This is a genomic window from Acidovorax sp. Leaf160 (assembly GCF_001424265.1).
Classification (GTDB): Bacteria; Pseudomonadota; Gammaproteobacteria; order Burkholderiales; family Burkholderiaceae_C; genus Paracidovorax.
In genome coordinates this window covers 38,551-57,016 of the sequence record NZ_LMOV01000029.1, presented here as the reverse complement: position 1 = coordinate 57,016, position 18,466 = coordinate 38,551, and the positions used below count along the sequence as shown (strand labels likewise).

The 18,466-nt window shown below is 69.4% G+C and carries 19 protein-coding genes; 8 read left to right on the top strand and 11 right to left on the bottom strand.

Annotated features, from left to right (window positions below):
• Nucleotides 1–47 precede the first annotated feature (47 nt).
• Nucleotides 48–569 (top strand): Lrp/AsnC family transcriptional regulator, encoded by a 522-nt coding sequence (locus ASF94_RS19915; protein WP_056670777.1) that lies wholly within the window; start codon nucleotides 48–50, stop codon nucleotides 567–569.
• A gap of 78 nt (nucleotides 570–647) precedes the next feature.
• Here the strand turns inward: ASF94_RS19915 and ASF94_RS19910 are convergent, their stop codons facing one another.
• Nucleotides 648–1,844, bottom strand: coding sequence for a trans-acting enoyl reductase family protein (locus ASF94_RS19910; protein WP_056670775.1), 1,197 nt, complete (start codon nucleotides 1,842–1,844; stop codon nucleotides 648–650).
• A gap of 268 nt (nucleotides 1,845–2,112) precedes the next feature.
• Between ASF94_RS19910 and ASF94_RS19905 the strand changes: the two genes are divergently transcribed.
• The 5 genes from ASF94_RS19905 to ASF94_RS19885 all read left to right on the top strand — a co-directional run bounded on the left by ASF94_RS19905 (nucleotide 2,113) and on the right by ASF94_RS19885 (nucleotide 5,928).
• Complete coding sequence (locus ASF94_RS19905) at nucleotides 2,113–2,601, top strand: YiaA/YiaB family inner membrane protein (protein WP_056670772.1); 489 nt, start codon at nucleotides 2,113–2,115, stop codon at nucleotides 2,599–2,601.
• Between the two features lie 93 nt (nucleotides 2,602–2,694).
• Nucleotides 2,695–3,159: a hypothetical protein gene (locus tag ASF94_RS19900; RefSeq protein WP_200933179.1), complete on the top strand. Its 465-nt coding sequence runs from the start codon at nucleotides 2,695–2,697 to the stop codon at nucleotides 3,157–3,159.
• A complete protein-coding gene (locus tag ASF94_RS19895; protein WP_056670766.1) occupies nucleotides 3,159–4,004 on the top strand; it encodes a DUF2145 domain-containing protein in 846 nt (281 codons plus the stop codon). Before ASF94_RS19900 ends, ASF94_RS19895 begins: the two co-directional genes overlap by 1 nt.
• Before the next feature lie 107 nt (nucleotides 4,005–4,111).
• Nucleotides 4,112–5,164, top strand: a complete 1,053-nt coding sequence (locus tag ASF94_RS19890) for a zinc ribbon domain-containing protein (protein ID WP_056670763.1) — start codon at nucleotides 4,112–4,114, stop codon at nucleotides 5,162–5,164.
• Nucleotides 5,165–5,235: 71 nt separating this feature from the next.
• On the top strand, nucleotides 5,236–5,928 hold the full coding sequence (locus ASF94_RS19885; protein ID WP_056670760.1) for a GntR family transcriptional regulator: 693 nt from the start codon (nucleotides 5,236–5,238) through the stop codon (nucleotides 5,926–5,928).
• Here ASF94_RS19885 and ASF94_RS19880 read toward each other — a convergent pair.
• Genes ASF94_RS19880 through ASF94_RS19860 form a run of 5 tightly spaced genes read right to left on the bottom strand, consistent with a single transcriptional unit; the run spans nucleotide 5,897 to nucleotide 10,359 of the window.
• Nucleotides 5,897–6,571: an RraA family protein gene (locus ASF94_RS19880; RefSeq protein ID WP_056670756.1), complete on the bottom strand. Its 675-nt coding sequence runs from the start codon at nucleotides 6,569–6,571 to the stop codon at nucleotides 5,897–5,899. The genes ASF94_RS19885 and ASF94_RS19880 overlap by 32 nt on opposite strands.
• An 11-nt stretch (nucleotides 6,572–6,582) precedes the next feature.
• Nucleotides 6,583–7,488: an amidohydrolase gene (locus ASF94_RS19875; protein WP_082493448.1), complete on the bottom strand. Its 906-nt coding sequence runs from the start codon at nucleotides 7,486–7,488 to the stop codon at nucleotides 6,583–6,585.
• The gene (locus ASF94_RS19870; RefSeq protein WP_056670748.1) at nucleotides 7,485–8,435 is read right to left on the bottom strand and encodes a tripartite tricarboxylate transporter substrate binding protein; all 951 of its coding nucleotides are present in this window, start codon (nucleotides 8,433–8,435) and stop codon (nucleotides 7,485–7,487) included. The genes ASF94_RS19875 and ASF94_RS19870 overlap by 4 nt, the downstream gene beginning before the upstream one ends.
• Nucleotides 8,436–8,475: 40 nt before the next feature.
• Nucleotides 8,476–9,444, bottom strand: coding sequence for a tripartite tricarboxylate transporter substrate binding protein (locus ASF94_RS19865; RefSeq protein WP_056670745.1), 969 nt, complete (start codon nucleotides 9,442–9,444; stop codon nucleotides 8,476–8,478).
• 48 nt (nucleotides 9,445–9,492) lie between these two features.
• The gene (locus ASF94_RS19860) at nucleotides 9,493–10,359 is read right to left on the bottom strand and encodes an NAD(P)-binding domain-containing protein (RefSeq protein ID WP_056670742.1); all 867 of its coding nucleotides are present in this window, start codon (nucleotides 10,357–10,359) and stop codon (nucleotides 9,493–9,495) included.
• Nucleotides 10,360–10,637: 278 nt separating this feature from the next.
• Here ASF94_RS19860 and ASF94_RS19855 point away from each other — a divergent pair, with 278 nt between their 5' ends.
• Nucleotides 10,638–11,516, top strand: a complete 879-nt coding sequence (locus ASF94_RS19855) for an SDR family oxidoreductase (RefSeq protein ID WP_056670739.1) — start codon at nucleotides 10,638–10,640, stop codon at nucleotides 11,514–11,516.
• Nucleotides 11,517–11,584: 68 nt separating this feature from the next.
• On the opposite strand, the gene ASF94_RS19850 is transcribed toward ASF94_RS19855, so the two are convergent.
• Together ASF94_RS19850 and tgt are read right to left on the bottom strand one after the other, a co-directional pair.
• Nucleotides 11,585–12,271: a glutathione S-transferase family protein gene (locus ASF94_RS19850; RefSeq protein ID WP_056670736.1), complete on the bottom strand. Its 687-nt coding sequence runs from the start codon at nucleotides 12,269–12,271 to the stop codon at nucleotides 11,585–11,587.
• Between the two features lie 151 nt (nucleotides 12,272–12,422).
• Nucleotides 12,423–13,595 carry a tRNA guanosine(34) transglycosylase Tgt gene (tgt, locus tag ASF94_RS19845; RefSeq protein ID WP_056670733.1) on the bottom strand — a complete coding sequence of 391 codons (1,173 nt, stop codon included), beginning with the start codon at nucleotides 13,593–13,595 and terminating at the stop codon, nucleotides 12,423–12,425.
• A 120-nt stretch (nucleotides 13,596–13,715) separates the two neighbouring features.
• On the opposite strand from tgt, the gene ASF94_RS19840 reads away from it, so the two are divergent.
• A complete protein-coding gene (locus ASF94_RS19840) occupies nucleotides 13,716–14,216 on the top strand; it encodes a universal stress protein (RefSeq protein WP_056670731.1) in 501 nt (166 codons plus the stop codon).
• A 129-nt stretch (nucleotides 14,217–14,345) separates the two neighbouring features.
• Here ASF94_RS19840 and ASF94_RS19835 read toward each other — a convergent pair whose 3' ends face one another.
• From ASF94_RS19835 to ASF94_RS19825, 3 genes are all read right to left on the bottom strand, one after another.
• A complete protein-coding gene (locus tag ASF94_RS19835; protein ID WP_056670729.1) occupies nucleotides 14,346–14,732 on the bottom strand; it encodes a hypothetical protein in 387 nt (128 codons plus the stop codon).
• Nucleotides 14,733–15,012: 280 nt separating this feature from the next.
• Nucleotides 15,013–16,221, bottom strand: a complete 1,209-nt coding sequence (locus ASF94_RS19830) for a phospholipase A (RefSeq protein ID WP_082493447.1) — start codon at nucleotides 16,219–16,221, stop codon at nucleotides 15,013–15,015.
• A gap of 159 nt (nucleotides 16,222–16,380) precedes the next feature.
• Nucleotides 16,381–18,447, bottom strand: coding sequence for an ATP-dependent helicase (locus ASF94_RS19825; RefSeq protein ID WP_056670726.1), 2,067 nt, complete (start codon nucleotides 18,445–18,447; stop codon nucleotides 16,381–16,383).
• Nucleotides 18,448–18,466 lie beyond the last annotated feature (19 nt).

The window sequence follows — 18,466 nt, the reverse complement described above, 5'->3', positions numbered from 1 at the left end:
GTCCGGAAGGAGTCCGTTTTGCCAACCTCGATTTCGTCAGGACCGCCATGTGCGCAACAAAATTAACCACGCCGTCTCGGGCGGCGCAGGCGGTCGAGCGTCTGGGTGAACTCGACCGCACCGACCGCACCATCCTGCGGGCCTTGCAGCGCGACGCTTCCATCTCGAACGTGGCATTGGCCGCCAAGGTGCATCTGAGCGCGCCGGCCTGCCTTCGGCGGGTGGAGCGGCTCAAGCGCCTGGGGCTCATCGACGGAGTGGTGGCACTGCTCAACCCCAAGGCCGCCGGGGCCGGCATGCTGGTGATGATCGGCGTGGTGCTGGACCGCTCCACGCCCGAGTCGTTCGCCGAGTTCGAGAAGGCGGCGGTGAAGATTTCCGGCTGCATGGAATGCCATGTCGTCACCGGCGAGTTCGACTACTTCCTGCTGGTGCGCACCAGGGACAGCGAGAGCTTCAACCGCCTGCATGCCGAGCAGTTGCTGTACCTGCCCGGCGTGCGGCAGGTGCGGTCGTTCATGGTGATACGCAACGTGCTGTCCACCACCGAATTACCGCTGCCGGGGTGACCGCTGGCATCCCCCGGGGCGGGCAGGCGGCCCGGCTCGCCTGCCGCTGGGCCGCCACGGCGCAGGCCCGGTGCCGACTCAGTCCGCTTCCACGGCAAAGGTGAGGCCGGCGTTCGCCTGCAGCCGGGCCAGCAGCGGCTCGCCCATGGCGGGCGCGGGCGTCCAGATGCCACCGGGCGTGTCCTGCGCGTCCTGCAGCAGGCACACGGCTGCCTCGGCGATCATCTTGGAGGTGGAGCCGTAACCGGGATCGCGGTCGCCCGTCACGCCGACGCGCAGCGTGTGGCCGGCCGCGTCGCTGCCGAGAAACAACACGTCGTAGAAGCCGCTCTCGCGCTCTTCGCGCGACGGGCCCTCGCCCGGCTGCGGGCCCTGGCCCGAACCCATGGACTTGTCTGCGGCGACGGCCTGGGCCAGCGCCTCGCCATTGGCGCCCGGCCCGGTGATCAGCATCTCGTCGTAGACGAAGTCGGCACCGTAGGCGTGCTGCAGCAGGAAGTTGGACCGGTGCACGTTGCGCGTGTTGATGGCGGCCATGACGAAGGGCGCCACCCAGACGCCGCCGCTGTCGGCCTGGCCCAGGGCTTCGTCCACCATGGGCTTGTGGCCGGACGGCTGGCGCGGCCCTTCGAACCCGGGCGTGAGGGAAAACGGATTCTTCAGCAACTCCAGCACGGCCGGGTCGGCGGCGGACGCGGCCAGGGTGGCCTTCAGGCTGGCCGCGGTGCCGCCCGAGAAGGTGCCCTTCATCTTGCGCACCCGGCCCCGCACGCGCGATGCCGGGTGGCCAAAGCGGGCTTTCATCTCCTGCTGCAGCAGGTAGACGCCCAGATCGAACGGGATGGAATCGAAGCCGCAGGAAAACACGATGCGGGCGCCGCTGGCCTGGGCCTGCGCTTCGTGCGCGTCGATCATCTGGCGCATCCACGCGGGCTCGCCGCACAGGTCCACGTAGTCCACGCCGGCCTGGGCGCAGGCGGTCACCAGCGCGCTGCCATAGAGCTGGTAGGGCCCCACGGTGGTCAGCACCAGGCGCGTCTGCGCCATCAGCGCCTGCAGGCTGGCCGGATCGGCGATGTCGGTCGCCACCAACGGGGTGTCGGCCGGGGCGCCGAGTTCATCGCGCACCGCCGCCAGCTTGTCCGCACTGCGCCCGCCCATGGCCCAGCGCAGGCCGCTGCCCGCGGGGTAGCGCCGCAGCAGGTATTCGACGACCAGCCGCCCGGTGAAGCCGGTGGCGCCGTGGACGACGAGGTCGAAAGCAGGAGTCGTCATGCGGGGGTCTCCATAACGGGGCAAAGGTGGAGGCGGCCGTACGGGCTGCCGTGGGTGGACGCGATTGTCAGACGCCCGACCGCCGGCACCTGTCGCCCAGATTCAGCGCGCGGTGCCGCTGTGGGGGCTTGGGCAGGGCAGAAAGTATTGGAAATCGATACCGGCCAGCATGTCTCAGGCCACCGGCGGCATTCGCTGGGGCCGCCAGCGCATCGCACCGCCACCATGTGGCCTGTGTTCCACCACGGCCCGAGCGGCCACCACCTTCATGCCTTCCGCCGCATCCGCGTCTTTTCCTGTTCAGCGTGACACCCGTGCCTGGCAGCTGCAGGTCTGGGTATCGTTCGGCCTGGCCGTGTTCCTCTGCGCCGTGGGGCTGGCGTGGCTGCCTGGCGCGCAACTGGAGCGGGCCTTCATGGTGATGGGTTATGTGTTCTGCCTGTCGGCGGCCTTCGTGCTGGCGAAGTTCGTGCGCGACAGCGAAAGCGCCGCGCGCCGGGGCGGGGGCGACACACCGCTCTGGAAGCTCGTCGTCTGGGGCGGCTTCGCGGTGGCCATGGGGCTGACGGGCTGGGGGCTGCTCGGTATGCAAATCAATGTGACCTACAAAGCCTTTCTGGGCGTGGGCTGGCTCTACCTCATCACCACCGCCTTCACGCTGGCTAAGATGCTGCGCGACCGCCACGAGGCCGATCTGGCCGAGGCCCGGCTGCAGGGCCGGCGGGACGCGGCCCAGTCGCCTGAGGCGGGCGAGTGAACCGATGCAGCAGCACCTTCGCCATGCCCCGTCGGCTCCCACCCACCCCAGCGCTCCCGTCGCCCCTACCGATCTGAAGGAGGCCACCCCATGATGCATTCGACCCTGTTCCGTTCCGCCCTGGCGCGCGCCGCGCTTGCGCTGGCCTGTGGCTGGTGCGCAGCGGCCGGCCCTGCGCACGCGCAAAGCGAGGCTTCCGCCGCACTGTCGCTGATGCCCGTGGCATCGGTGGTCGGCTCGGTGGGTGCCGGCTCGGCAGTCGCCGGGGCGGTGGCGACCTTGCCGGTGGCCCTATCGGTGGGCGGTGCGGTGCTCACGGTGAAAGCCGTGCAGGCGTCGGCCACCGGCACCGTGTACCTGCTGGAGCGCGCGTCCGACGGCGCGCAGGCCAGCATCGAAGTCAGCGGCCGTGCGGCTTCGGCCGTCGCGCAGGGTGTGGGCACGGTGGTGACCTGCAGCTCGATCGCGTCGGGCGTCATTCTTTCGGCGGCCGGCGAGGTGCTGGCCTTCGTGCCCAACGCCCTGGGCCGTGCCCTGCTGCACAACGAGCGTCTGTGATGCAGCGCCTTGCCTCCCCGGTCGCTTGCATCGCCCGGCGCAGCCTGCCCTGGCTGGTGGCGGCCCTGACCGCCGCGCCGGCCCTCGTGGGCACAGCGCATGCCGGGCGCTCGTGCGAGCAGCGCCAGCCCTCGGCGCAGGTCATCGAGCGCGGCATGCAACTGGCCGAGCGCACGGCCCGCGCGCTCGATGCCGAATTCGCGCGCTCCGGCACCCGTGTGGTGGTGCTGGCGCGTGCGGGGCAGGACCTGTCGAAATACGGCCTGCGCTGGTCGCACCTGGGCTGGGCCTACCGCACGCCCGAAGGCCCCTGGCGCGTGGTGCACAAGCTCAACGCCTGCGGCACGGCGGTGGCCCACGTGTACCGCCAGGGCCTGGGTGACTTCTTCCTCGACGACCTCTGGCGCTACGAAGCGGCCTGGGCCGTGCCCACGCCGGCCGTGCAGCAGCACGTGCTCACCCCGCTGACCGACGCCAGCCGCGTCAAGGCCCTGCACGAGCCCGCCTACAGCATGGTCAGCTACGCCTGGGGCACCCGCTACCAGCAATCCAACCAGTGGGCGCTGGAAACCCTGGCGGCGGCCATGGAGCCGGTCACGCTCCGCACGCGCAGCCAGGCGCAGGCCTGGCTGCAGTTCAAGGGCTACGAGCCCGCCGCGATGAAGATCGGTCCGCTGACCCGGCTCGGCGGCCGCGTCACGTCGGCCAACGTGGCGTTCGACGACCATCCCAACGAGAAGCGCTTCGCCGACCGCATCGAAACCGTCACGGTGGACTCGGTCTTCACATGGCTGCAGCGCGCGCAGCTGGCCGGCGCGCCGGTGTCGCTGCAGGCCGGGCCCTGAAGCAGCAGGGCCGGCACGGGCCTGAAATTATCGTCAAAATGGCCTCGGGCGCTCGTCAATAAAGCGCGTTTAGCTATAAAAATCATAGCATCAAGCAAGGAGTCCGCATGAGCAAAGGTTTGCGTCTGTCCGAGAAATGGTTCCGCCGCGGCCTGTGGCTGGTGGCGCTGGTGTTCGCCGGCTTCCTGATCGGCCTGGGCGGCACGGTGGTGGGCGACCTGCCGCGCGTCGAGGCGCCATTGCAGCTCGACGACTACCTCGACCGGAACGCCGCCGAGGCGCTGCGCGCGCAGGTCGCCGCCGCCGAACGCGCCCAGTCCGCCGCAGAGACCGCGCTGGAACAGGCCCGCCTGCAGCACGACAAGGCGCGCAGCGCAACCGCCGCCGAGCGCGAAACCTTCGACAACTGGCTGGCCACCCGCAGCGCCACGCAGCAGGCCGAGCACAACCCCGAGGTGGTGCGCCGCACGCAGGCGCTGGACGCCCTCACGCAGCGCGAGCGCCAGGCGCAGCAGGCCGTGCAGGCGCAGCAGCAGGCGCATCTCGATGCGCGCCAGGGTGCTGCCGCCGCACGCCAGCGGCTGAGCGCGGTGGAGGACAGCGGCTACCAGCGCATGCAGCAGGAGATGCGCAAGGTCGAGCTGCGCGTGTTCCTCTACCGGCTGGCGCTGACCCTGCCGCTGCTGATCGCCGCCGGCTGGCTCTTTGCGAAAAAGCGCAAGAGCACCTACTGGCCTTTCGTCTGGGGCTTCATCTTCTTCGCGCTGTTCGCCTTCTTCGTCGAGCTGGTGCCCTATTTGCCCAGCTACGGCGGCTATGTGCGCTACGCGGTCGGCATCATCGTCACCGTGCTGGTGGGCCGCTATGCCATCGTGGCGCTCAACCGCTACCTCGAACGCCAGCGCCAGGCCGAGGCCCTGCCCGACCAGGAGCGCCGCAAGGAGCTGAGCTACGACGTGGCCCTGGCCCGGCTGGCCAAGGGCGTCTGCCCCGGCTGCGAGCGCGCCGTCGATCTGAAGAACGAGGCTATCGACTTCTGCCCGCACTGCGGCATCGGCCTCTTCGACCATTGCAGCTGCTGCAGCACCCGCAAGAGTGCCTTCGCGCGGTTCTGCCACGCCTGTGGCACGCCGGGAGGCGCGCAGCCCGTTGGGCAGTGACGGCGCGAGCCTGCACGACAATCGCGCCTGACGCGGCCACCGCCGCCGCTGCCTTTCCTGCCGCCCACGCCATGGCCAAACTATCCGACACCCTCTACGCCGACCTGCGCCGCCGCCTCATGTCCGGCTACTACACGCCGGGCGCCCGGCTGCGCGAGGAGCACATTGCCGAAGAGATGAAGGTGAGCCGCACACCCGTGCGCGCGGCGCTGCAGCGCCTGGTGGAAGACGGCCTGCTGGTGGCCGCCGCGCGCGGCGCCACCGTGGCGGAATGGACGCGCTGGGACGTGGCCGAGGTGTTCGAGCTGCGCATGCTGCTGGAGCCCCATGCGGCGGGCCTCGCCGCCGAGCGGGCGACGCCCGAGCAGGTGGCCGAGATGGAGGCGCTCAACGACGAGATGCTCGACTGGGTGAAGTCGCGCAAGGATGACCGGCTGGCGCGCATCCAGGCGGTGAACAACCGCTTCCACCATCTGCTGGTCGAGGCCGCCCGCTCGGGCCGCCTGAAGGCCATGCTGCAGAACTTCCTCGACATGCCGATCATGATCGGCTCGTTCTACTTCTACACGGAGCAGGACATGCTCAACAGCGTCGAGCACCACCGCCAGGTCACCCAGGCCATCCAGCGCCGGGACCGGCGCCATGCCGAGCAGGCCATGGCTTTCCACCTGCGTGCATCGTTCCTGCGGTTCGAGATGCAGCGCGTGGCCTCGGCGCCCGAGGACGCCGCCCTCAGCGTTCGACCGGACAGCCCAGGCGCTTGAGCGTCTCGTCGATCCAGGGCGCGCTGTACGTGCCTGCCGCGATGTCGGCCACCATCTTTGCCTCGATCACCTGCTTGTGGTGCGCGGCCTCCAGCAACGCCTCGGCCTGGGCGAAGGGCACGCACAGCAGGCCGTCGTCGTCACCGATCACCAGGTCGCCCGGCTCGATCACCATGCCGTCGATGGCGATGGGCACGTTGATCTCGCCCGGCCCATCCTTGTAGGGCCCGCGGTGCGTGACGCCCGCCGCGAACACCGGAAAGCTGCCGGCCCGGATCCAGGCCGCATCGCGGATCGCGCCATGGATGACGATGCCGCCGAGCTGCCGGCGCATCGCGTCGCCCACCATGATCTCGCCGATCAGCGCGTTGGTGAGGTCGCCGCCCGCATCCACCACGATCACGTCGCCGGGGCGGGCCAGCTGCAAGGCCTTGTGGATCATCAGATTGTCGCCCGGGCGGGTCTTGATGGTGAGTGCCGGGCCGGCCATGCGGCCGCCCGCATGCATGGGCCGCAGGCGGGCGCCGCCGGCCGTCATGCGGGCCATGCAGTCGCTCACGTTGGCGACGGGAACCTCCAGGTAACGCTGGGCGAGGTCGAGGCTGACGGAGCGCTGGCGCTTGAGAATTTGAAGACCGATCATGGTGTGTGCAATCAGAGTGGAACAGGCAGGGAAGCACCGGGTGCGGGCGCAGTCAGGGGTGCGGGAAAGCGGTAGAGGCGGGCGGGGTTTTCGACCAGCACGCGCTGACGCTCGCCTGGCGAGAACCAGTGCGCCAGCAGCTGCATGAGCGCCGCGTCGTCGGGTGCGTCCGGTGCCGTGACGTGGGGCCAATCCGTGCCCCAGACCAGTTGGTCCAGCGAGGCATCGGCCAGCCGGCGCACGAAGCCGCCCAGCGCCGCCTGCGGCGGGGAACCCGGCGCCGCGATGTAGGGCGCGGAGAGCTTGAGCCACACGCGCCGGCTGGCCAGCAGGCGGGCCACCGTCGCCTCGACCCGTTCGGCATGCCCGGTGGAAGCGACATCGGCATGCAGGCGCGCGAAGTGGTCGATCACCACCGGCACGGGCAATGCGAGGAGACGGTCCGCCAGGCCGATCAGGTCGCCGGAGTGCGCATGCAGCTGGATGTGCCAGCCGAACGGCTGGATCAGGCGGGCCACCGGCTCCAGCATGTCGGCCGTCGGGGCACCGGCCTGCACCAGGTTGAACCGCACGCCCACGACGCCGTGGTCGCGCAACTCCAGCAGCTCGTCCGCAGGGGTGAGCGGGTCGATGACCGCGATGCCCCGGGCGCTGTCGCCCAGGCGGCGCAGGCCGGCCAGCAGCACGCGGTGGTCTCGCCCGTAGCTGGAAGGCTGCACCAGCACGTTGCGGCCGATGCCGAGGCGGCGCATCAGCCGCAGATACTGCCCGGCGTTCGCCTCGCCGGGCCGTAGCACGGCGCCCGGCACGAAGGGCACGGCCGGGTCGAACAGGTGCATGTGGCAGTCGCACGCCCCGGCGGGAACGTCGATCGGCACCGCCCCCGGTTCCGCTGGGTGGGCCGCTTGCTGCGTCATGGAGTGGGCTTGGCGGCGTGCCAGAACTGGTAGGACTTGGCGAGTTCTGCGGCGGACTGCTCCAGGTCCGTGGGCGCGAGTTCCAGGGACATGTCCTGCACGCGGGCCTGCACCTCGGGGTCTTTCAGCACGCTGCGCAACGCGGCATTGAATTTCTCGGCCAGCGGCGTGGGCAGGCCCTTGGGCGCGAAGAAGGCGTTGAAGCTGCTCACGTTCACGCCGCTGAAGCCCAATTCCTCGAACGTCGGAACTCCCGGCAGCAGCGCCGAGCGCTTGCCGCCCGAAATCGCCAGGATGCGCACCTTGCCGCCCCGCGACATGGTCACGCCTTCGGGCTCGCCGGTCACGCCCGAGGCCAGCTGCCCGCCGATCAGCTGCGGCATCATCTGGGCCGAGCCGCCGAAGGCGATGGCCTCCATCCTCACACCGGCCTTCCGGCTGATGGCCGCGCCGATGATGTCCGGCACACCGCCGATGAGGGGCACGCCGTAGTTGCCCAGCTGCGGGTTGTTGCGCACCGCGTCGACGAATTCCGGCAGCGTCCTGGCGGAGCCGCTGAGCGGCACGGCGAAGGTCCACTGGAAGCGGGCCACCTGGCCGACCGCAACGAAGTCCCGCATCGCGTCGTAGCCCGCGCTGGGCGTGAGGATCGGCACGACGACGACAGAATGGTCGAGCGCCAGCAGGAAGGTGGCGCCATCCGGCGCGGCCGCCTTGACAAACGCGGTGCCGATCTGGCCGCTCGCGCCGGGTTTGTTCTCGATGACGACGGTCTGGGACAGCGCCTTGCTCAGCCGTGGGCCCAGCAGCCGCGCCAGGGCATCGGTAGCGCCGCCGGGCGCGAAGGGCACGACGATCTTGATCGGATTCTTGAAGTCCTGCGCGGCGGCGCTGGCCGCCAGGGCGGCGAGGATCGCGCCGAAGAAGAGGGTGCGGAGTGTCTGCATGGTCTGTGCGGGGTGGGAGCGGGCGGAGGGGCTGGGCGGTTCAGTCGAGCTTGGTTCCCGAATCGCGCACCACGGGGGCCAGGCGCGCCCGGTCGGCGGCGTAGAGTTCGCCCATTTCCTTGGGCGTGCTGCCCAGGATGTCGGCGCCGCTCGCCAGGATCTTGGCGCGCGTGTCGGGCTGCTGCAGCACCTGGTTGACGGCGGCGTTCACGCGGCTCACCACCTCGGGCGGGGTGCCGGCCGGGGCCATCACGCCCCAGACGCTCGCCAGCTCCACGCCGGCAATGCCCGATTCGGTGTACGTGGGCACATTGGGCAGCACGGGTGAGCGCTTGGCGGTGGTGACGCCCAGCGCCCGCACCTTGCCGCCCTGGATGTGGCTCTGCAGCGTGGGAATGGAGCCCATGTACATGTCCACCTGGCCGCCGATCAGGTCGGGCAGGGCCTGCGACATGCCCCGGTAGGGCACGTGCGTGAGCTTCATGCCGGAGCTTTTCTGCCACAGCTCGCTGATCAGGTGCGCCACGGTGCCGGTGCCCGGCGACGCGAACGTGAGGCGCCCCGGCTGGGCCTTGGCCGCCGCGATCACGTCGGCCAGCGTCTTGTAGGGCGAGTCGGCCCGCACCACCAGCACAGCCGGGCCGCTGGCGACCAGGCCCACGGGGATCAGGTCCTTGACGGGGTCGTAGGTGAGCTTGGAATAGAGCAGGGGGTTCAGCACCACGTTGTCGGTCTGCGCCATCACCAGCGTGTAGCCGTCGGCGGGCGCCTTGGCCGTGCTGTCCAACGCTAGGTTGCCGCCAGCGCCCGGCTTGTTGTCGACCACGACGGTCCACTTCAGGGTGTCGGTCAGCTTGGTGGCCATCAGCCGCGTCAGGCTGTCGGTGCCGCCGCCGGGCGGGAAGGGAACGATGAACTTGATCGGTTTGGCCGGGTAGTCCTGGGCGAGGGCGGTGGCGCCCACCGCCAGCAGGCAGGCGGTGGCGAGGATGCGGTGAAGAAGGCGCATGGGTCGTGTCTCCGGAAGTCGTTTTAGAGGGGCTTGAGGGGCAGGGAATCAAGGGCGTTCGGTGCGTGACAGCGCGGCCAGCCAGGCCAGGGCGTCGGCGGTACTGCTGCCGCCGTAGGGCGTTCCGGCCTGGCCCTGCACGGTGCGCTCGAACAGCTGCTGCACGGCGGGCAGCACGAGCGGCTGCACCCCGGAGAGCTGCATCTGGCGCTGGGCCTCGACCACCTCGTTGCGGCGGCGGCCGGCATGCGGGATGTGCGTGCGCACCATCGACTCCATGGTCTCGCGCAGCGAACCCTGGTCGATGTCCAGCAGCACGTCGTGCAGCTCGGCGCGCAGCCCCTTCTGCTCTGCGGTCACCAGGCATTCCACGGCCAGCGCCTCCATGCCCTTGGTGAAGATGCTGCGCAGCAGCTTGAGCGATGCGGCGTCGCCCGGCCGCGCGCCCACGGGGCGGATGGGGGCGCCGCAGGCGGCTAGCAGCGCCGCCACTTCCTGCGCCGCCGTGCCCGAGCACAGCAGCGGCGTGCGCGCGCCGCTCAGGTTGACGGCTCCGGTGATGGCCACGTCGACGAAGCGGTGCCCGCAGGCTTCAGCCTCCTGCTCGGCCTGGCGCATGTCGTCGGGGTCGGCCGTGGTCATGTCGACGTACAGCGCGCCGCGCTGCAGGTGGGGGAAGGCCTGGCGAGCCACCTCCAGCGCGACGGTGCCGAAGACGGCGCTCACCACCAGCTCGGCCTCAAGCATCCACGCGCCGGGCGCGGCGTGCAGGCCGGCACCGAGCCTGCCGGCAAGGGCCTGCAGCGCTTCGCCGGGTTGCGGATCGGCAAAGCCGCTGATCGTGTGGCCCTGGGCCGCCAATGCCTGTGCGTAGCACTGTCCCACCGTGCCGCCACCCAAAATGACTGTGTTCATATAAATACAAGAAAAGTACAAAAAGGATTGGACACTCCCCGAGATGGGCAGTCAATCCGGCTGAAATGGAATTTCATTAGGGTTTGTGTTTATTATTTGTATTTATTTGGGCTTGAGCGGGTGGTCTGGGCGCATCGTCGGGGTGAGGTCGATGCAAGCCGACACGCAGTGGGGCGAGTTCTCCTACAACCCGGGGGCGCTGGCTGTTCGAAGACTGCGGGGCTGCGGGTGCCGCTGCCCGGCACCCGGTTTTCATCCCACTTCCAGGAGCCTTTCCCATGCCTCTCGATCCCCGCACCGCCGGTCCCCGGCCGCCGTTTTCCGACCAGCAGCCGCTGACGCCGCCGGGCGCTGAAACCGACATGAATCCGCGTCCCGACTACGGCGCCGAGTCGTACCGGGGCTCGGGCAAGCTCCAGGGGCGCAGGGCCGTCATCACCGGCGGCGACAGCGGCATCGGGCGGGCCGTCGCGCTGGCCTATGCGCGCGAGGGCGCTGACGTGCTCATCGCCTACCTTCCGGAGGAGGAAGGCGATGCGCGCCACACGCTGGAAATGGTCGAGGCCGAGGGTCGCCGGGCCATCGGCGTGCCGGGCGACATCCGCGAGGAAGCGCACTGCAACGGCATCATCGAGCGCGCGGTGAAGGAGCTGGGCGGCATCGACATCCTGGTCAACAACGCGGCCTACCAGATGTCGCACGACAGCATCGACGAGCTGACGGCCGAGGAGTTCGACCGCACTTTCCGCACCAATGTCTATGCCACCTTCTATCTGAGCAAGGCCGCAGCGCGGCACATGCCGCCGGGCAGCGCCATCATCAACACGGTGTCGGTGAATGCGGACAAGCCGAACAAGACGCTGCTGGCCTATGCGTCGACCAAGGGCGCGCTGCAGAACTTCACCGGCGGGCTGGCGCAGCTGCTGGCCGACAAGGGCATCCGCGTGAACTGCGTGGCGCCCGGGCCGATCTGGACGCCGCTCATTCCGTCCACGCTGGACATCGAGCGCGCGCGCGAGTTCGGCAAGCAGGTGCCCTTCCAGCGCCCCGGCCAGCCGGCGGAACTGGCGCCTGCCTATGTGCTGCTAGCGTCCGACCAGGCGAGCTACATCTCCGGCGCCACCATCGCCGTCACGGGCGGCGTGCCGATCATCTGACGGGCAGCCTGCGCCGGCGCCTCTGTGTTCACGCAGGTGCCGGCCGCGCCGGTCGGATCAGGTAGACATCAGGACATCACCACGGGCCCGCCCTTTTCCAGCGCGCGCTGGTAGGCGGGCCGGGCGCGCATGCGGTCCCGATAGGCGCGCAGGTGCGGATGGCGGTCGGCCCCTTCGGCGCGCGAGAGGGCGGCTTCCACCGGAAAGCTCATCTGGAAGTCGGCCAGGCTCAGGTGGTCGCCCGCGAACCAGGTGTGGCGCGACAGATGCTCGTCCATGAAGGCGAGGGCGGTGGCCAGGTTCGGATCGACCAGTTTCTGCTGCGCCTGGCTGCAGATGCCGCGTGCCACGGGCCGCACGAAAAACGGCATGGGCCGGGTCGGCAGGGTCTTGAACACCAGCTTCAGCATCAGCCAGTTCATCAGCGAGCCTTCCGCGTAGTGCATCCAGAAGCGGCACTGGCGCAGCGCGGGCGTGCCGCGGGCGGGCACCAGATCAGCCAGTTCAGGCGGCGCGGCATCGCCGAAGCGGTCGGCCAGGTATTCGAGGATGGCGCCGGACTCGGCCACCGTGTCGTCGCCTTCGGTGATGACCGGGGACTTGCCCAGCGGGTGGATGCGCTTGAGTTCGGGCGGCGCCAGCCGTGTGCGCGGGTCGCGCTGATACCGTTTGAGCGTGTAGGGCACGCCCAGCTCTTCCAGCAGCCACAGGACGCGCTGCGAGCGCGAGGTTTCGAGGTGGTGAACGGTGATCATGGCTGCATGCTAGCCACGGGCGGGTGAGCCATGCGTACGACAAGTTCGCCAGCGTGTCGTTGGCTGGGGCTGGGGCTGGGGCATCGGCATGGAGCTTGGCAGGGGCACGGTTCGCGCCGGGCCCGCCCGCCCTGCGGGCCTGCCCGTCGCTTCAGACCCCGCGTGCCCGGTCGGCCGCAAACCGCTGGCGGAAGGCCGCGAATGCGCCCGCGTCCAGTGCTTCTCGCACTTCGCGCATCAGGTTCAGGTAGTAGTGCAGGTTGTGGATGGTGGTGAGCATGGGGCCCAGCATTTCGCCGCAGCGGTCCAGATGGTGCAGGTAGGCCCGGCTGAAGCCGCCGCGGCCGCCGTCTGCCCAGGCCACGCCGTCCTTGCCGGCGCACGCATGGCAGGTGCAGGTGGCGTCCAGCGGCTGGTGGTCGGCCTTGTGGCGGGCGTTGCGCAGTTTCAGGTCGCCGTAGCGCGTGAAGATGGTGCCGTTGCGCGCATTGCGGGTGGGCATCACGCAGTCGAACATGTCCACGCCGTCGGCCACGCCCTGGACCAGGTCCTCGGGCGTGCCCACGCCCATTAGGTAGCGCGGCTTGTTCGCCGGCAGCAGGTGCGGCGTGTGGGCCATGATCTCCAGCATCTCGTCCTTGGGCTCGCCCACGCTGACGCCGCCCACGGCATAGCCGGGAAAGTCCATCTCGACCAGGGCCTGCAGCGATTCCTCGCGCAGGTTCGTGTACATGCCGCCCTGCACGATGCCGAAGAGCGCATTCGGGTTGCCCAGGCGCTCAAACTCGTTCTTGGAGCGCACGGCCCAGCGGCGGCTCATCTCCATCGACTTGCGCGCCTCGGCCTCGGTGGTCTTCTGGCCCTTGGTCTCGTAAGGCGTGCACTCGTCCAGCTGCATCACGATGTCGGAGTTGAGCGTGGTCTGGATCTGCATGCTCACCTCCGGCGACATGAAGAGCTTGTCGCCGTTGACCGGGCTGGCGAAGGTCACGCCTTCCTCGGTGATCTTGCGCATGGCACCCAGGCTCCAGACCTGGAAGCCGCCCGAGTCGGTGAGGATGGGCTTGTCCCACTGCTCGAACTTGTGCAGGCCGCCGAAGCTCTGCATCACGTCCAGGCCGGGGCGCATCCACAGGTGGAAGGTGTTGCCCAGGATGATCTGCGCGCCCATGTCGTGCAGGCTCTGCGGCATCACGCCCTTGACGGTGCCGTAGGTGCCCACGGGCATGAAGATGGGCGTCTGCACCACGCCGTGGTTGAGAGTCAGGGTGCCGCGCCGCGCGTGGCTTGCGGGGTCGGTCTTGAGGAGGTCGAACTGAAGCATGGCGCGATTGTCCCAGACCGCAGGGGATTGGCCGGCCGCTGCGCCGGGCCGCCGCTACACTGAATCGCACCGGGGCGGGCTGGAACCGCCCTGTCCACCAACGCTGCGAAAGGACCGACCATGACCAAGATTCTGATTGCCGCCGACGGCTCCGACCTCTCGCTGGATGCCGTGCACCACACGCTGTCGCTGCTGCGCGGCGGCCTGCGTGGGGAGGTGGTGCTGGCCCATGTGCAGGAGCCCGCCACGCTGTATGAAATGGTGACCACCCGCGACCCCGACCTCATCGCCGCAGCCAGCGTGGAGGCCGGCCAGCACCTGCTGGCGCCGGCCCGCGCGCTCATCGAGGCGGCGGGCGTGGCCTGCGACACCGAGGTGGGCGTGGGCGACGTGGCGCACACGCTGGTGGACATTGCCGAGCGGCGCGGCTGCGACCTGATCGTGGTGGGCGCTCGCGGCCAGGGCGCCATTGCCAGCGCGCTGCTGGGGTCGGTATCGCAGGCGCTGGTGCAGGCCAGCCCGGTGCCGGTCACCATCGTCAAGCATGCAGATACGCTGCAGGACATGGAGGCGGAGCCGGCCTTGTCGGCGGAGGTGATCGCAGACCGCGGCGGCCTTTGAGGCGTTGGCGGGCGAGCGGGCGGGGGGAGCGGCGGCGGTGAAGACCGCCGAAAGGTGCCGGATGGCCCGAGCAGGGGTCTGGCCGCTTTCGTCTTTCTGTATCTGCCTGCGGCTCTTCCGATGTTGTCCTCAGGCCGCCTTGCGGAAGGGCTCGGCCGTGCGCTGCAGCTTGCCGTGCGGCAGGCTGGCCAGCCGCTTGAACATGCGGCGGCAGTAGCCGTTGATCCAGAGGCACTTGTTCAGTTCGTCCACCGGCAGCGGCCCCGACACGACCACGATGTCGTTGGCGGCTTCGACCGCACCGGCCGCGCGCAGGCGGCGGCGCGTGTTGCTGGCCCACGACTGGATGCGCGTGGGGCTGCCGTGCTGGTGCACTTCGCCCGTGTGGGCATCGAAGGCGATGGCCACGGTGTCGGTCTTGAGCTTGAACCGCCGCTCGCCCGTGACGGCGCTGGGCGCATCGCGCATGTCGTACAGGTAGTAGCTGCCCGACTTGAGCTGGTATTGCATGTCCATGGTGTTCGTCCTCCGAGCGGCATTTTCGAGGGGGCTCGTGGCCGGCAATGGCGGAGAAAACGGGAAGAAAACCGCTCTTATTCCAGGAGCTGCGCGTGGCGCGCCGTGTGCCTGCCGGGCTGCTGCATTGTGTCGGTGCCGTGGGGCAGCTTCAAGGCATCGGGGCGGGCAAAGGGTAACGGGTTGTGATGCAGGGCCGCTGCAGCCGCGCGGGCCGCGAAGGCCCAGCCTTGGGGCCGTCGCTCGAGCCCGGCGCCCGCGCGGGCGCCGGGCCGCCGGATCAGAAATCGACCAGGCTCAGGCCCACGCTGAACACCGTGCGCTTGCGGTTGTAGTCGGTCATGGTGTCGCCATAGCCGCTGAAGAGCGCCGTGTGCAGGCGCAGGTTGCTCTTGCCCGCGCCCAGGTTCTGGCCCAGCGTCTGCATCCACTCGAAGCGCGCCGAGCCCCGGTGCGCCGAGCCCAGCGAATGCCGGCCCGTGAAGATGAAGGTGTTGTTGCGGTCGCGGTTCCACGACACGGTCATCTCGCCGCGGCCCAGGTAGTTGCTGATGCCGGGGTTGTCGTCGCTGTCCGCGCCTTCGTTCAGGCGCTTCCAGACGCGGCCGGTCACCGTCCAGCGGTCGTCCAGCTCCATGCCGCTCATCAGGTAGACGCGGTTCCAGCTGCGCGACAGCGGCAGGCTCTGGCCGTTGGACTGGTGCACCAAACCCAAGCCGGTGTAGCGCCAGCGCCAGCCGAACGGCAGCTTGGCGTCGGTGGGGTAGACGTACATCACTTCCGGCTCGTGGTCGGTGGCGCGGAAGGGGCGCGAGATGTCGGGGCTGAACAGCTGCCAGTACGACTGCTGGGTGTAGCCCACCCAGAGCGAATCGGTCTGCGTGGGATGGCCCTGCGTCAGCAGGCCCTGGGCGAGCTTGGTGCGCACCGACAGCTGCACGCGCATCTCGGTCGTGCGGTAGTCCACGGCGGTGAGCGCGTTGTGGTCGGGCGCATCGGAGGTGGGCTGGCGGTTCACGTTGCTGCCCTTGACCACCGACACGCTGATGGGCCGGTAGCCGCGGAAGCGGAAGGTGCCGCAGTCGCTGCCGGTTTCCAGCTCCCAGAAGCGCGACAGGGTGCTGTACTGCGCGTCGCGGCAGCCGTCGGTCTGCGCGACTTCGATCACGCGGGTGGCGGGCAGCGTGGCATCGACCGGCTTGGGCGGTGCATTGCCATCGGCAGGCGGCTGCGCGGCGGCGCTGGCGGCGGGCGCCTGCCACGATTGCTGGCCGGCCCACTGGTCGAAGCAGGCGAGGCGTGCGTTGCTGTCGCCGGTCATGGCGGAGCAGCGGCGCCAGGCCGCGTCGCTGCCCGGGCCGGCGGCGTTCTGGGCTGAGCCCGCCTGCGCCCAGGCGGCGCCGGCAGGTGCGCACAGCGCCAGCGCCAGGGCGGTCAGGCGGGTTGCCGGCAGGCGGCGGGAAGAAGAGGAAGCGGGGGCAGAGGGCATGGTGCGCGGGTGATGCTGGCGGCAGGGGAAGAGTATCGCTGCGCGGCCCGCCTGGCGGAGCGCGCGGTAGGGACTGATGTTTTTAAGCCAAAAATGCCTGTCGCGCCCATGAATAAAGCGCGTATAGCTATCAAAATTATAGCAAACGCTTCGCGCGCCTCAAGCGCCGGCGGCCGGCTGGGCTTTGCGCGCGGCGAATTCGGCACGTAGGGCGCGCAGCTTCTCGCGCGGGTCTTCCCGGGCGGTGTTCTTGTCCAGCCCCATTTCGGCAATGAACCGGCTGGGCTGGGCGGCCACCATCTCGCGGCCCTTCTTGCGGCGCTTGGTCCAGCTGACGGCCAGGCTGCGCTGGGCGCGGGTGATGCCCACGTACATCAGGCGGCGCTCTTCCTGCAGCCGCTGCACGGTCTCGTCGCTCACCGTGGTCGCCCGGCCTTCGTTGTCGTCCAGCTTGAAGGGCAGCATGCCTTCGGTCACGCCCACCAGCATCACGTGCGGCCATTCCAGGCCCTTGGAGGCGTGCAGGGTCGAGAGCGTCACCAGGTCTTCGTCCTTCTCGCGTTCGCTGATGGTGGACAGGAGCGCGATGGTCTGCGCCACTTCCAGCAGGCTCTTGGTTTCCTTGGCCACCACGGCGCCGGCGGTGTCCTCGATCTGCCCGCCTGCGCGCTGGCTCATCCAGTCGCAGAACTCCAGCACGTTGCTCCAGCGGGCGGCGGCCACCGTCTCGCTGTCCTCGCTGTCGTAGAGATACTGCTCATAGCCGATCTCCTTGAGCCATTCGGTCATGAAGGCGCGGGCGTCCTGCGCGCCCAGGGTGCGGCGGGCGCGGTATTCCAGGTCGTTGATGTAGCGGCCGAACTCCAGCACGCTTTCGTGCGCCTTGCGCGGCAGCACGGCCTCCAGCATGTGGTTGAACAGCGCGCCGAACATGCTCACCTTGTGCTGCGTGGAGAACTCGCCCAGCTTGGCCAGCGTGGTGTGGCCGATGCCGCGCTTCGGGGTGGTCACCGCGCGCAGGAAGGCCGGGTCGTCGTCGCTGTTGATCCAGAGGCGGAACCAGGCACACAGGTCCTTGATCTCCGCCCGGTCGAAGAAGCTGGTGCCGCCCGAAACCTTGTAGGGCACGTTCGCCTTGCGCAGCGCCTTCTCGAACGGCTTGGCCTGGTGGTTGGCGCGGTACAGGATGGCGAAGCTCTTCCAGGCCGGCTGCGGGTTCACCGAGGCACGCAGGCTGAGGATGCGCGCCACGGCGCGCTCGGCCTCGTGCTCCTCGTTGTCGGCGTCCACCACGCGCACCGGCTCGCCCTCGCCCAGTTCCGAGAACAGCGTCTTCGGGTAGAGCTTCGGGTTGGGCTGGATGACGTTGTTGGCCGCGCGCAGGATGGCGCTGGTGGAGCGGTAGTTCTGCTCCAGCTTGATCACCTGCAGCTGCGGGTAGTCGACCGGCAGCTTCTTCAGGTTGTCCAGCGTGGCGCCGCGCCAGCCGTAGATGGACTGGTCGTCGTCACCCACGGCCGTGAAGCGCGCGCGCTCGCCCACCAGCAGCTTGAGCAGTTCGTACTGCGTGGCGTTGGTGTCCTGGTACTCGTCGACCAGCACGTGGCCGAGCGCGTCCTGCCACTTGGCGCGCACCTCGGGGTGGTCGCGCAGCAGGCGCAGCGGCATGCCGATCAGGTCGTCGAAGTCCACGCTCTGGTAGGCCGTCAGGCGCTCTTCGTAACGCTGCATGATGAGCGCGATGCTGCGCTCGTTGTCGTCCTTGGCCTGGGCGAGCGCCTCGGCGCTGTTGAGCCCGGCGTTCTTCCAGGCGCTGATGGTCCACTGCCACTGGCGCGCGGTGGCGATGTCGGTGGTGCCGCCGGCCGCGTCCTTGATGATGCCGGTCACGTCGTCGGCATCGAGGATGCTGAACTGCGGTTTCAGGCCCAGCGCGGCGCCGTCTTCCCGCACCATGCGCACGCCCAGGGCGTGGAAGGTGCACACCAGCACGTCCTTGGCCGCCCGGCCGATCAGGTGCTGCGCGCGCTCGCGCATTTCCGCCGCCGCCTTGTTCGTGAAGGTGATGGCCGCGATGCGGCGCGGCGCGAGGCCGGTCTCGATCAGCCGGCCGATCTTCATCGTGATCACGCGGGTCTTGCCCGAGCCGGCACCGGCCAGCACCAGGCAGGGCCCGTCGGTGTAGTGAACGGCGCGGAGCTGGGCGAGGTTGAGGCCGGCGGACATGGAATGGAAAAAAACGGGT

What these genes read in the sequence shown, in the direction of transcription:
- ASF94_RS19915 (WP_056670777.1), top strand. Translation starts at nt 48, where the DNA reads ATGTGCGCAACAAAATTAACCACGCCGTCTCGGGCGGCGCAGGCGGTC.
- ASF94_RS19910 (WP_056670775.1), bottom strand. Translation starts at nt 1,844, where the DNA reads ATGACGACTCCTGCTTTCGACCTCGTCGTCCACGGCGCCACCGGCTTC.
- ASF94_RS19905 (WP_056670772.1), top strand. Translation starts at nt 2,113, where the DNA reads ATGCCTTCCGCCGCATCCGCGTCTTTTCCTGTTCAGCGTGACACCCGT.
- ASF94_RS19900 (WP_200933179.1), top strand. Translation starts at nt 2,695, where the DNA reads ATGCATTCGACCCTGTTCCGTTCCGCCCTGGCGCGCGCCGCGCTTGCG.
- ASF94_RS19895 (WP_056670766.1), top strand. Translation starts at nt 3,159, where the DNA reads ATGCAGCGCCTTGCCTCCCCGGTCGCTTGCATCGCCCGGCGCAGCCTG.
- ASF94_RS19890 (WP_056670763.1), top strand. Translation starts at nt 4,112, where the DNA reads ATGAGCAAAGGTTTGCGTCTGTCCGAGAAATGGTTCCGCCGCGGCCTG.
- ASF94_RS19885 (WP_056670760.1), top strand. Translation starts at nt 5,236, where the DNA reads ATGGCCAAACTATCCGACACCCTCTACGCCGACCTGCGCCGCCGCCTC.
- ASF94_RS19880 (WP_056670756.1), bottom strand. Translation starts at nt 6,571, where the DNA reads ATGATCGGTCTTCAAATTCTCAAGCGCCAGCGCTCCGTCAGCCTCGAC.
- ASF94_RS19875 (WP_082493448.1), bottom strand. Translation starts at nt 7,488, where the DNA reads ATGACGCAGCAAGCGGCCCACCCAGCGGAACCGGGGGCGGTGCCGATC.
- ASF94_RS19870 (WP_056670748.1), bottom strand. Translation starts at nt 8,435, where the DNA reads ATGCAGACACTCCGCACCCTCTTCTTCGGCGCGATCCTCGCCGCCCTG.
- ASF94_RS19865 (WP_056670745.1), bottom strand. Translation starts at nt 9,444, where the DNA reads ATGCGCCTTCTTCACCGCATCCTCGCCACCGCCTGCCTGCTGGCGGTG.
- ASF94_RS19860 (WP_056670742.1), bottom strand. Translation starts at nt 10,359, where the DNA reads ATGAACACAGTCATTTTGGGTGGCGGCACGGTGGGACAGTGCTACGCA.
- ASF94_RS19855 (WP_056670739.1), top strand. Translation starts at nt 10,638, where the DNA reads ATGCCTCTCGATCCCCGCACCGCCGGTCCCCGGCCGCCGTTTTCCGAC.
- ASF94_RS19850 (WP_056670736.1), bottom strand. Translation starts at nt 12,271, where the DNA reads ATGATCACCGTTCACCACCTCGAAACCTCGCGCTCGCAGCGCGTCCTG.
- tgt (WP_056670733.1), bottom strand. Translation starts at nt 13,595, where the DNA reads ATGCTTCAGTTCGACCTCCTCAAGACCGACCCCGCAAGCCACGCGCGG.
- ASF94_RS19840 (WP_056670731.1), top strand. Translation starts at nt 13,716, where the DNA reads ATGACCAAGATTCTGATTGCCGCCGACGGCTCCGACCTCTCGCTGGAT.
- ASF94_RS19835 (WP_056670729.1), bottom strand. Translation starts at nt 14,732, where the DNA reads ATGGACATGCAATACCAGCTCAAGTCGGGCAGCTACTACCTGTACGAC.
- ASF94_RS19830 (WP_082493447.1), bottom strand. Translation starts at nt 16,221, where the DNA reads ATGCCCTCTGCCCCCGCTTCCTCTTCTTCCCGCCGCCTGCCGGCAACC.
- ASF94_RS19825 (WP_056670726.1), bottom strand. Translation starts at nt 18,447, where the DNA reads ATGTCCGCCGGCCTCAACCTCGCCCAGCTCCGCGCCGTTCACTACACC.